The sequence below is a fragment of the Zhongshania aquatica genome (assembly GCF_027257955.1).
Taxonomy (GTDB): domain Bacteria; phylum Pseudomonadota; class Gammaproteobacteria; order Pseudomonadales; family Spongiibacteraceae; genus Spongiibacter; species Spongiibacter aquatica.
The window spans coordinates 280,950-294,035 of record NZ_JANZNQ010000003.1; the positions used below are offsets into that span (position 1 = coordinate 280,950).

Consider the following 13,086-nt stretch of genomic DNA (forward strand, 5'->3'; position numbering starts at 1 on the left):
CCTAGATCGCCAGCTTAGTGATACGACGACCGCCGTAAACGAAATTAACAATAGCGCGGGTGCCCATAATTGCAGTGAACATCGACGTTAAAATACCTAGCGACAAAGTAACCGCGAAGCCACGAACCGGTCCGGTACCCACCGCATACAAAATCACCGCAACCAGTAGCGTAGTAATGTTCGAATCCATGATGGTGACAAAGGCTCGCCCATACCCCGCCTCGATGGCGTGCTGCACAGATAAGCCGTTGCGTAATTCCTCCCGTATTCGCGAGAAAATAAGTACGTTGGCATCCACCGCCATGCCCACGGTAAGAACGATACCCGCAATACCTGGAAGCGTTAGCGTGGCGCCCAATAACGACATACATGCCGTCAGCAATACCACGTTGGCACCAAGAGCAATCACCGCGATGACACCAAATACGCGGTAGTAAATAATCATAAACAGGGCGACAAGCCCCAAACCGATTTTGACGGCGTTTAGACCTTTACTGATATTTTCGGCGCCAAGCGATGGCCCGACGGTGCGCTCTTCGACAAAGTCGATGGGTGCCGCCAGCGCACCGGCCCGCAGGAGTAGCGATAATTCAGCAGCTTCACCCGGTGCATCCAAGCCCGTAATACGGAACTGCACACCGAGAGCGTCCTTAATTGTCGCTAAGCTAATAATTTTCTTCTCGTCGTAAGGTACTTTTATGGCGTGCTCAACACCATTGGCATCGCGCTCATAGTGGGTACGACTCTTACGCTCGATAAACAGCACACCAAGACGACGGTTGATATTGTGCCGTGTCATGCGGTGCATCAATGTGCCGCCCTGACTGTCCAACGTAATATTTACCTGCGGCATACCGTTCTGATCAAAGCTCGCCTGCGCGTTGGCGACTCGCTCACCGGTAATAACCACATCGCGCTCTAACCAAGCACTGGGTTCGCCACGACCTGGGTTGCGAAATTCGAATTGCTCACGGTCGTTAATCGGAGCGTCGTACTTAGCTTCTAAACGAAAATCCAAATTCGCGGTTTTACCCAAAATCCGCTTCGCTTCGGCGGTGTCTTGAATACCCGGCAACTCAACCACAATACGGTTGCGGCCCTGACGCTGCACTAGTGGCTCAGACACACCCAACTCATTAACCCGATTACGCAAGGTAGTCAGGTTTTGGCTCACCGCGTAATCTTCGATTTCTTTACGCTTAGCTTCGCCGATAACTGCTCGCAAATAGAATGAGTTATCACCCGCTGGCGATTCAACCTTCTCACCGGTCAACTCAGTAAATTCTTTACGAATTAAACCCAAGGCAGTATCACGCAGCTCTGCTGAGGAAAATTTCCCAGAAATGATACTGTTGTCTAGCGTCACAAAACCGCGGATACGCTCTTCGCGAAGCTTCTTTTTAATACCCGAATTGTAATGTTCAAGACGTGTTGCAATCGCCGAGTCAGTATCAACCTCCAGCAAGAAATGCACACCGCCGCTTAAATCTAAACCCAGTTTCATTGCCTGAGCACCTAAATTACTCAGCCATTCAGGAGTATTAGACGCCAAATTTAAGGCGACGATATAACCATCACCTAAAGTACGCTGCACTATGCGCTGCGCGCGAAGTTGCACATCGGTTTCGTATAAGCGAATTAATCCGGACTTACCGGTCTCATTAGCTTTTTCACCAAAGTGTTCAACACCACCGGCATCGAGAGCGGCAGACAAGCGGGTCATAATCGCCTGATCAATAATTACACCGCTACTTTCCCCTGAAATCTGCAAAGCAGGATCAGGCCGATAAAGGTTAGGTACTGCATACAGAAAACCAATCCCCAGTACTGCTATGATCAGCAGGTTTTTCCAGAGCGGATATTTATTTAGCATTGTATTTCCACCAAAACCGCCTGTCACGACGGTGTCTATTTAAAAACGGACGCCAATAAAAAGCGCTAATAGCAAGCGGAGCACCCCTGACCCGCTCTTGTAAAAGCGCCGGCAAACGCCGGCGCTCATATACTTCACCTTCTTTTAAGCCACCCAAACCCGAGCATTACGGAATAAGCGCATCCAACCGCTGTCTTCGACGGAGTTATCCGCTATCCAGGAATTCTGCACCGTGCGGAAGACCCGCTCAGGGTGGGGCATCATAATCGTAACCCGCCCATCTGCACTACTTGCTCCTGCAATACCACATGGCGACCCGTTGGGGTTAGCAGGATACCGCTCGGTGACGTCAAGCTGGCTATCAATAAACTGCAGCGCGACCTTTCCACTCTGCTGCAAACTCTGCAACTGCGACACATCGGCGAATTCAGCGCGACCTTCGCCATGTGCAACCGCAACCGGCAAATGCGAACCTGTCATACCCGCTAGTAATATGGAGGGTGATTCTGGAATTTCAACCAAAGAAAAGCGAGCTTCGAACTGTTCTGAGCGGTTACGCACAAAACGAGGCCAATGTTCAGCGCCAGGAATCAAAGAATGCAGATTAGACATCATCTGACAGCCGTTACACACACCAAGCGAAAACGTGTCGCTGCGCTGAAAGAAACCCGCAAACTCATCGCGAGCACGGCCATTGAAGAGAATGGTTTTTGCCCACCCTTCACCGGCACCCAACACATCGCCGTAAGAGAAACCACCGCAGGCGGCCAGACCTCTAAAATCTTGCAAGCTGACACGGCCGCTCAAAATATCGCTCATATGCACGTCTACCGCAGTAAACCCAGCGCGATCAAACGCCGCCGCCATCTCTAGCTGCCCGTTAACGCCCTGCTCTCGCAATATGGCCATTCTTGGCCGGACACCTGAATTAATATAGGGCGCAGCAATATTTTCCTGCGCATCAAAACTCAGCGACTGACTCAAGCCGGGGTCGGCTTCTGTGATCAACTCAAATTCCTGTCGCGCACATTCAGGATTATCGCGCAGAGACTGCATCTGATAACTCAACTGCTGCCACTTGCGCTGCAGAGCCAATCTATCGTGCCGCAGCACCTGAACGCCACCGTAACTGATGTTGATATTGCTACCAGCTACCGCTCGGCCTATTTCATGAACGCAAGCAGCTAAGCCATTTGCAGCGAAGACTTCGAGCACCGACTCGACATCACTACAGCGAACCTGCAATACCGCACCCGCTTCTTCTGCAAACAAGGCACCGTGAACCTTGCCAGCTGCGCTTAACTCGACATCTAGCCCGCAATGTCCTGCAAAGGCCATTTCGACTAATGTAATTGCCAAGCCACCATCCGAGCGGTCGTGATAAGCAATAATCTTACTGTCTTCAAGGAGCTGCTGAACGCTAGCAAAGAAACCAGCCAACAAAGACGGGCTATCAATATCTGGTGCAGTATTACCGACCTGCTGATAAACCTGCGCCAAGCACGAACCGCCCAAGCGCTGTTTTCCTGCGCCGAGATCCACTAACAACAGCGCATTATCGTCGAGGTCAGTACGAAGCTGCGGCGTTACGGTTTTACGAACATCCGTAACGGGGCTGAATGCCGTAATAATAAGTGACATCGGCGCAGTGATGGCTTTGCTATCGTCGCCATCCTGCCAAGTCGTGCGCATCGACATTGAGTCTTTACCAACCGGAATGGTAATGCCCAACGCTGGACAAAACTCCATACCAACGGCTTTTACAGTGTCGAACAGTTTTTCGTCTTCACCGGCATAACCCGCAGCGCACATCCAGTTAGCTGACAACTTAATATCAGATATTTTTTCGATACGTGTGGCGGCAATATTCGTTAACGCTTCTGCGACAGCCATACGACCAGAAGCAGGCCCGTCAATAAGCGCTAGCGGCGTGCGCTCACCCATTGCCATCGCCTCACCTGCATAAGAATCGTAACTCACTGTAGTAACTGCACAGTCAGCCACCGGAATTTGCCAGGGGCCGACCATCTGATCACGATGCACTTGGCCAGTAATCGAACGGTCACCAATAGTAATTAGGAAATTCTTCGCCGCAATAGTTGGCAATGCCAATAGACGATCCAGCGCCTCATCAATATTGATTGACGAAGGGTCAAACTCGGGAAGCTGAGGATACTGACGCGTAATTTCCCGGTGCATTTTTGGCGGTTTGCCAAACAACACCGACATCGGTAGATCAACTGGATTATTGTCGAAATGAGTGTCGCCAACACGTAGACGCTTGTCCGCAACCGACTCACCAACCACCGCGTAGGGCGCTCGCTCGCGGCCACAAATCGCTTCGAAAACCGCAAGATTCTCAGGCGCAATCGCAATAACATAGCGCTCTTGGGATTCATTACACCAAATTTCTAAGGGCGACATGCCCGGCTCGTCATTCGGCACCTTGCGTAAATCAAAATCACCGCCACAACCGCCGTCTTTAACCAACTCTGGGAAGGCGTTCGACAAACCGCCAGCGCCGACGTCGTGGATAAAAGCGATGGGGTTTTGATCAGCCATTGCCCAACAGCGATCGATCACCTCTTGGCATCGGCGCTCAATTTCTGGGTTTTGACGCTGCACAGAGGCAAAATCTAAATCTTCAGTAGACGCGCCGCTGCTCATTGATGACGCCGCACCGCCACCCAAACCGATCAACATCGCCGGTCCGCCCAAAGCGACCAATTTATGACCGGCGGGAAATTCAGTCTTAATAACGTGTTCTTCTTTTATATTACCGTAACCGCCGGCGATCATAATGGGCTTGTGATAACCGCGGCGCTCTTCCCCCGCCGCGCCCATGGCGTTTTCTTCAAAGCTGCGAAAATAACCACATAAATTGGGACGACCAAATTCATTATTAAAGGCGGCGCCACCAATGGGGCCGTCCAACATAATATCTAGGGCAGACACAATACGGCCGGGCTTGCCATAATCGGCCTCCCAAGGCTGTTCAAATCCGGGAACCCGTAAATTCGATACACTAAAACCACTTAGGCCGACCTTGGGTTTAGAGCCACGACCTACCGCACCTTCATCACGAATTTCACCTCCAGAACCAGTACCGGCGCCAGAAAACGGTGAAATAGCGGTGGGATGGTTGTGGGTTTCAACCTTCATTAATAGATGAATATCTTCTTGATGGTACTGGTACTCAGCGGTGCCCGGCTCTGGGTAAAAGCGCCCAGCGCGATGCCCCTTTACTACCGCCGCGTTATCGGAATATGCACTCAACACATCTTCGCCACCCAGTTCGTGGGTGTTTTTAATCATGCCGAATAGCGAATGAGATTGCGCTTCGCCGTCGATAGTCCAACTGGCGTTAAAAATCTTATGGCGGCAATGTTCCGAGTTCGCCTGTGCGAACATCATCAATTCGACATCACTAGGATTACGGGCTAACTGAATAAAACTTTCCAGAAGGTAATCAATCTCGTCGTCGGCCAAGGCCAAGCCGAGTTCGCTGTTTGCATTGACCAAAGCTTGGCGACCACCGCCTAGCACATCGACAGCTTGCATTGGCTTCGGCGACTGGCGGCTGAACAGCACTTCAGCCTCGCTGGGAGCACTCAATACCGACTCGACCATCCTGTCGTGTATCGCCGCCAACAGCGTCTTCTGCTGCTCATCAGCCAGTTCGCCGTCAATATCAAAGCAATACTGCACGCCGCGCTCGATACGCGAAATCATATCTAAACCGCAGTTGTGCGCAATATCGCTGGCTTTACTAGACCAGGGTGAGATCGTTCCCGGCCGAGGGACAACAAAAAAACTGACGCCCTCACTGGCAACAAACTCGGCGCGAGGGCCGTATTGCAATAATTGGCCCAATACGTCACTGCGCTCTGTATCTAGGCCAGCAGCGGTATCGACCAAGTGAATATATTGCGCACTCACCCCGCGAAGAGCCGGAATTGCGGCAGATAACGCCGCCTTTAGTTTTTCTAAACGGAAATCTGAAAGCGCCGGAGCACCAGGAATAATTAGCATTCGGGGCGACAACCTCGATCGAATGGATTGAAGCCGGCCATTGTAAAGGATTTACGCGGGAATTTTTATCCAAAATAGTCTTTATGGTGTGATCAGCTTCATACCGATACAATTGAGCTCTTATTTATTGGAGTTTCACCATTGCCCGCGAGCCTTAAAACCAGACGATACCCAGCAATTTGGCTTTGTGCGACCTTGCTATTGCTGATCGCTGGCGTATTAAGCGGCTGCGATGACAATAGCGACAAGCTCCAAGAAATACGCGATACCGGTGTTTTACGGGTTCTAACCCGCAATGGCGCAACAACATATTATGAAACTCAAGGCGCGCCGGCTGGTTTTGAATACCAACTCGCCCTCGCCTTCGCGAATCACCTGAACGTTAAATTGGAAATGATTCCAGTCGTCGGCCTCGACGAAGTGTTCACCGGTTTAGCTGAAGATCGTGCAGATATCGCTGCGGCTGGATTGAGTATCACCCCTAGCCGCCAAGAAACCCTATTGTTTGGTCCCAGCTATCTCAGCGTGAAACAATTTTTCATCTACAACCGTGACGTGAATGCACCGATGAGCTCAGTTGAGGATTTAATCGGCAAACAAATTCGCATAATCGGCAACACGGCTCACGCCGAACAGCTTAAAGCAATGCAAGAAGATCGGCCCGACCTCCACTGGGCCGAGAGTCGGGACCTGGAAACTATCGATTTACTTGAGCAACTTGCCGAGGGTGAGATCGATGTCACTATGGTTAACTCCACCGAGTACTACGCCAATCGCGCATTCTATCCCAGCTTCCGCATCGCCTTTAGCGCAGGCAAACCGCGCAAGCTCGCTTGGGCTATGTCAGCAACACCAGCGAATGCCAGCCTGATAAAAGAAATGACAGCCTTTTTTAAAGTGATAAACGACAACGGAAAATTAGCGCGCCTAGTTGAACGTAATTTCACGTTTAATGAGCGCCAAACCTTTATTAGCACACACACTTTTCTACAAATGAAAGAAGATCGTCTGCCCGAGGTTAAGGGCATCATTGAGCAGGTCGCTATTGAATACGATATAGACTGGCGCCTGCTGGCAGCGATTAGCTATCAGGAGTCACATTGGGACGCCACAGCGCGCTCGCCCACCGGCGTGCGAGGAATGATGATGCTGACTCGTTCTACCGCATCAGAGCTTAAAGTAAGCGACAGACTCGACCCGCTCGAAAGCCTGCGTGGCGGCGTTCGCTATTATAAAAAACTCTATGGCAGACTCCCTTCGGGAATAGAAGCCCCCGACCGGAGTTGGTTCGCCCTAGCCGCATACAATATCGGCCTTGGCCACTTAGAAGATGCCCGCGTCATTACACAACAGCGTGGTGGCAACCCGAACTTGTGGAATGATGTCAGAGAGAGCCTGCCCCTGCTAAGACAACAAAAGTGGTACAAACCGTCCAAATATGGCTACGCGCGAGGCGACGAAGCCGCCCTCTATGTGCGCAATATTCGAGATTATTATTCACTACTCACCTGGGATGAACTCAACCGCTACCGCGTTCCACCACCGCGCATCGTATCGGATTATTTGCCAGATGAATTAAATCGAGGTTTTGATGCGCTCTAAAAACGCTGCCCAGATAGACATCAATGTCATCCTTAGCCGCGTTTGTCGCGTTTTTTCTCTGCACGCCGACGTGTAAAAAAAACCTGCACAATATTCGCAGCTTCCTGCGCCATCACACCGCCCTGCCATTCAACCTTGTGATTCATTTGAGGCTGCTCAAACAGGTGTAAATGACTGCAAACCGCGCCAGCTTTAGGTTCCAGCGCACCAAAAATGACTCGCGCAATGCGGCTGTGAATAATTGCGCCTGCGCACATCGCGCAGGGTTCAACTGTGACATACAAAGTGGCGTCTGGGAGACGATAGTTTTTCACTGCTTGTGCAGCTTGTCGAAGCGCAACGATCTCAGCATGCGCCGTCGGGTCTGTTTCGCTAATAGGTTGATTAAACCCCTCACCAATCACCACGCCATCACGGACTATCACTGCACCAACAGGCACCTCGTTTATGCCGTCAGCCTGTTGCGCTAGGGTTAGCGCGTGACGCATCCATTTCTCATCGGCAGGAGAATCCATAAGCGCTGTTACTACCCCTTAATATTAGTAAACCTCTACCAAGCCGCTTTCTGTACCAACAAGAGCTGACGTAGATAATAGAATTATTATGGCATTAAACGGGGTAACCTAAAATCAAGGCGATAAGTTAACGCTGATCGGAAAGGATAAAAACATTACAGAGGAAGAGCAAAGACCTTGCCCCGAAGGGCAAGGTCCAACGTGCTAAGCAGGAATCGCTTTAGACGCATAGGAAGGGTCGCGGGCTTCAACCTTGCGCGTTGCCTCCGGAATAAACTTCGATGCACCGTACACAGCCAAAATACACAGACCATATGTTAGGAAGGTCGATGCCCAAATCAACCCTTGGCTAAACTCCGCATCCGAAAGATGCAAAGCAATGATTATCGGCGCACCAAGACCGCCGTTTGCACCCATCATGGTTATGGGAAATATGACGAATAAACCAAGCAAACCTATTGGACTATTTACGCGACGCCAAAATTGCACGGCGAGGACAGTAAATAAGATAACTTGCGTGCCTTCTAAAACACCAATAACCAATGGATAGTTCCAAATACGCATCACATAGGGGCCGTAATAGGTATACACACCGGTACCGGTTCCCACCATCTCAAAAATACAAGAAACAGTAATTTCCGCCAACCAAATCAGGAACAGTGTCGGCGTCGAAATCCTTCCTTCATAAAGCGCACGGCCAGCATAGAGACAAGCAGAAGAGTAAAGAATCATATAACCGCTATGCGTCCAGTTAGGTTGCACAATACCGAAAGCGGTAAAGTGAGACCACATAGCACCTGCAACGCCATTGGACACATCATAAAACCAAAGATCAAAGGCAACATCATAGAGTGGCTCGATGTAGGCGCCAACACCTGCGGCTAATACTGCAAAAACATAGAAAGGGGTTTTCTGTTTCACACCCATACGAAGTGCAATCAAAAGCATAATTACAACTATGCCCCAGCTCGCCCACGTAAAAACACTTTGCCACATGAGATCTAGCTCACCGGCCATAACCTCTGGAGGTACTAAATTCATTATTATTACTCCTAAAAAATCGCTACTTGGCTATGCCTAACCAAGCGACGACATCTACTATAACTACCGCAGTTCGATCAAGCTGGAACAGTTTCTCTTGCCCGATCAGCCATTTTATTAAGATCTAAGGTTTCAGAGGCGATCGTTAAAACCTCTTCGCAGCCTGGCGGCGCCTTCAAATTTTTCGGGTTATACCATGGCGTACACGCTCGTAAAATTCTTGGAGCAATAAAGAAAAACATACTAGAGTAAGAACTGACCTTACGGAAAAACGCCTTTGGACCACGCTCCATACGACCTGCTTTTTTGTCTTCATTTTGCATGTATTCACTTAATGGAAAAGCGAAACCAACTAAATGAAACGTCGCCTTGAATATGCCGCGAACTCTACCCCAGTATGTGCCGTACAGCGCTTCAACAACATTGAAGGCACAGCAGCGGTGCTCAAACTCCTCAGACAAATGCCAGCGCCAGAGTGAGAGCGTTATTAAGTCTACATCATTATCTTTTACACGCTTATTAGCCTGCACAAGAAAATAGCTCGCGAATATCGGCCCAGCGGTTTCAAAACCTTCCGCATAAAGCATGGCATAGCGCAGGCCGTACTTCTTATCAAATTCGTCATATTCAGCGCGAAGTTTATCGGTATGTTTATCCATTTCTGGATAATGACCCAATCCTCTCACCATATCGTTAAACGCCATATGGGTCTTTGAATGATTGGCTTCCTGCTTACAGAACAATTCACAATCTGCATACAGGTCTTCTCTACCTTCAGGCAGCAATTTTTTGGCTTTGGCCAATGCACGAATCAAGTAGCCTTCCAACAACGGAAGACCGATGCTTACCGCGTTCCAAAACTGCGCTAATTCAGGATCTTTTGGAATCCAATCGACTCTAGCTTGAGAAAAATCGCACTCAATTTTGCGCGCTTCGGGCTTAATGTTCATTGCTTTGTCCTCTCATGCGACCCTTAGATATTAATTTTAAAAGCAGGGTCAGTTGTCAAAGTTGCAATGCGGCTGCCTTCATAGGCATTGCCTCATGATGCTATATCAACACATATTGACCTAAAGATCAATATAAGACAAAAATAATAACGATGACCGCCTCAGACACAAGACTTACAAACAAAAGTAGAGCGATAAACTGACGCTAAATATACCCAGAAAATAGGCCAATACTTTAGGTGTGGGCGTAACGTAAAACCAAAGTCACACCCAAAAAAAAGCCCGGCAAAAGCCGGGCAAATTGCTCATTGAGCATCTAGGTGGTTACTTTTTCAGCCAGAATTTATTCGGCTCTGGAAGCACACCGAGCTGAATGGCCACGTCTCGAAAATTCCAATATGTGTACTCGCGAACAACTTTTCTATCTTTATAGCAATGAAAAGTCATGCCACGTGTGTGAGTTGTTTTTCCCGTTGCTGGCAGCCCTAAAAAATCGACATAGTGTTCAGACTTCCAGATCCACTGCATAACCCCCCACTCATCATAGGAATGGTCTGCACCCTCAAGGGTATCTTTTGTCCACATATCCCATTCCGCTGCTTGATATTGTGGAGGCATTTCTAAGCGCAGCTGAGCAGTTCTATCACCTGCTAAACCACCGTCATAGCGAATAACGTCAAAATAATGTTTGCCTACATTAGACTCTTTATTGAAAGGCAGAAACGCATTATAAAGCTCTTCTTTATCAGTAATTGTTTGGAACAGTGTGACATCTTCAAAAACGAAATCGTCCGCGTAATAATGAATAATGCCCGCAGCACCTTCGTTAAAAAACGTGTCGATCCAATCTTCACCCGTAGACATACCCATACGGCCAGTCCCTTTAAAGCCTTTCTTCGCCTGCTCGGCCTCAGCTGCTGAGGACATACCAAAAGCAACGGAAGGTGCAACGCCACCCACCATAATCGCCGCGCCCGCCTTTTTAAGAAAAGAGCGGCGACCGGATTCTTTGTTTTCTTTGTCTTGCTGCGCAGATAACTCGCGCCCCACTTCCAAGTATCCAAGATGCATGATCACTACCCCTGTTTAGATCTTATGATTATAAATGCCTGACTATATTGATTTACTGATCAATAAATATATTCTCGCATTGTTAAGTAATTGTCAATTACGTGCAAACAACAGAAACATAGACATTCATTTAACTTCGTAGCCCCAATGATTCCACCAACACCCTTCCGATTAACGATTAACGATTAACGATTAAAATATCTTCGGTAAAGGAAAATCTAGATGTCTATAAAACTTACAAACGTATGAAGGAAAATATAATAATCTTACCGATATGGCATGAGAATAATGGACGCGATACTTATAAGCTTAAAAAATACTTTTTAAATAAAAAAGGCGATAAGCTTCGCTTACCGCCACAACTAGAAACCTTACATTACATTACGAATGGTTGCGTTAAGAATGGAACACCTGGGAACGCCGAATTACCATTAGTGCCATCAAGCGCGGGTGTCAGTATTGTTCCACCAGCAAGGAGGAAGTCGAACACACCAGCTGGGTTCTCCAAAAGCACTGCCAGTATAGGCGCCGCGCCAACACCAGCATTCACACCCAATTCATTAAGTGTAGAAAATACTGCTTCAGGCTCACCGATCGCACCTAGAACAACATTTGTAACAATTGCCTGACCGCCAGCGAGTTGCATTAGCTGCGCCTGATCTGGCAACAAGCGCGGAAGAAAATCACCATCAATAATAAATGCTAAGCCACCGCCGAGCCCTGGAATGCTATCGAAGCCACCAGCACCGCCACCCATTCCAGGCAAACCTGGCAATGCGTCGAGTGATGGAAGACCAGGCAGACCGCCCATACCAGCAAGGTCTGTTGGAATTGGCAAAGAATCAAGAGAAGGTAAGCCGCCAGCCCCGCCAAGCAAAGATGTAAAATCACCAATGACAAGCAAGGAGCCAAATGACGGAGCGGATAAACCGCCCAAACCGCCACCAAGACTAGTCAGCGCTGAAAGGTCGGGAACCTGTGCGTAACTTGGGCTTGCGCCAAGCAATGCAAAACTAGCAGCAGCTAAAGTGTTCTTAACTAATTTCATATTATTCTCCAAAATTGATTTACGACACCAATGTATCGATATTTCATTGTGAGCCGTGAATCGACTCACAAATCTAACACACCAACTAAGCTCCAATTACAATCAGTAATTATACTCAACACCAAAGCCGTACATACGTGGAGCTGCATACGACTCCCCAACACCAAAGTCCTGACGGAATTTTTGTAAGTGGCTGACTTGGTTATTTAAGTTCTTGCCCCAAGCGTAAATTTTAAGATTGGTATCCGGGTCAAACAAACTAGCGCGAGCGTTAGTTTTGGTGTACTCCTCTTCCTCTACGTTGTTATTCGGATTGAACCAAAATCCCGAGTTGTAATAAGCACCAACGCCGATTTCAGCTTCGAAACGTGACAAAGTAAAAGAGTAAGCAATATCGATTGTACCGCTGAAATCTGGCGTTCTTACCGTATCCTTGCCCGAACAGTCGAAGGTACGCTGCAAGCCTGTTTCAGGATCAAAGCCAGTACATTCAAATTCTGCATACTCGCCATCCAAATAGGTACCCGCAAAAGTCATGCGTAAACCATCAATTAAGCCCGTGTAGGTAATCTCAGCTTCACCGCCCTCGATTGTATACTCGGACGCGTTCTCAAGACGAGTTACACCACCGCTCGCCAAAGACAATATCTGTGAATGCCCGTTCTTAACTGTGGTAGTAAATAACGCGAAATTGGTACGCAAATCCCCGTCAAACCAGTCAGCTTTCAGACCAATCTCGTGAGACGTAGCTTCTTCTGGCTCGATGGCTTCGGGAGCAGAGTTAATATTAAGTGCGTTAAAGTTACCCGACTTAAAACCGGTCGTGTGTAACCGTCCGGCGAACTCACCTTACATCAAGGCTGCCAATTGTGCGGCAGTAGCTCACCAATGTTTGAGGCGCGATGTGTCGGCAGTTTCTCCATCACGTCTTTCAGGTAAGCCTGCGGGTCTAGC

General features: G+C 48.7%; 9 protein-coding genes and 1 pseudogene. 1 reads left to right on the forward strand and 9 read right to left on the reverse strand.

Features of this window, described 5'->3' with window-relative positions:
• Window position 1 precedes the first annotated feature (1 nt).
• Both secD and purL read right to left on the reverse strand, forming a co-directional pair.
• Entirely contained in the window at window positions 2-1,873 is a 1,872-nt protein-coding gene (gene secD / locus O9X78_RS04680; protein WP_269618451.1) for a protein translocase subunit SecD, read from the reverse strand.
• A 144-nt stretch (window positions 1,874-2,017) separates the two neighbouring features.
• Window positions 2,018-5,905, reverse strand: a complete 3,888-nt coding sequence (gene purL, locus O9X78_RS04685) for a phosphoribosylformylglycinamidine synthase (protein ID WP_269618452.1) — start codon at window positions 5,903-5,905, stop codon at window positions 2,018-2,020.
• 141 nt (window positions 5,906-6,046) lie between these two features.
• Here purL and mltF point away from each other — a divergent pair, with 141 nt between their 5' ends.
• On the forward strand, window positions 6,047-7,507 hold the full coding sequence (gene mltF, locus O9X78_RS04690) for a membrane-bound lytic murein transglycosylase MltF (protein ID WP_269618453.1): 1,461 nt from the start codon (window positions 6,047-6,049) through the stop codon (window positions 7,505-7,507).
• A gap of 32 nt (window positions 7,508-7,539) precedes the next feature.
• On the opposite strand, the gene tadA is transcribed toward mltF, so the two are convergent.
• The 7 genes and pseudogenes from tadA to O9X78_RS04725 all read right to left on the reverse strand — a co-directional run.
• The gene (gene tadA / locus O9X78_RS04695) at window positions 7,540-8,022 is read right to left on the reverse strand and encodes a tRNA adenosine(34) deaminase TadA (RefSeq protein ID WP_269618454.1); all 483 of its coding nucleotides are present in this window, start codon (window positions 8,020-8,022) and stop codon (window positions 7,540-7,542) included.
• A gap of 204 nt (window positions 8,023-8,226) precedes the next feature.
• Window positions 8,227-9,063, reverse strand: coding sequence for a hypothetical protein (locus O9X78_RS04700; protein WP_269618455.1), 837 nt, complete (start codon window positions 9,061-9,063; stop codon window positions 8,227-8,229).
• Window positions 9,064-9,140: 77 nt separating this feature from the next.
• A complete protein-coding gene (locus tag O9X78_RS04705) occupies window positions 9,141-10,013 on the reverse strand; it encodes a metal-dependent hydrolase (RefSeq protein WP_269618456.1) in 873 nt (290 codons plus the stop codon).
• A gap of 324 nt (window positions 10,014-10,337) precedes the next feature.
• Window positions 10,338-11,084, reverse strand: coding sequence for a nuclear transport factor 2 family protein (locus O9X78_RS04710; protein ID WP_269618457.1), 747 nt, complete (start codon window positions 11,082-11,084; stop codon window positions 10,338-10,340).
• 376 nt (window positions 11,085-11,460) lie between these two features.
• Complete coding sequence (locus O9X78_RS04715) at window positions 11,461-12,132, reverse strand: hypothetical protein (protein WP_269618458.1); 672 nt, start codon at window positions 12,130-12,132, stop codon at window positions 11,461-11,463.
• 102 nt (window positions 12,133-12,234) lie between these two features.
• Window positions 12,235-12,945: pseudogene (locus O9X78_RS04720) on the reverse strand (TonB-dependent receptor domain-containing protein); the annotation flags it as partial.
• Between the two features lie 41 nt (window positions 12,946-12,986).
• The coding region (locus tag O9X78_RS04725) for a transposase domain-containing protein (RefSeq protein WP_269618468.1) at window positions 12,987-13,086 on the reverse strand (100 nt) is incomplete at its 5' end.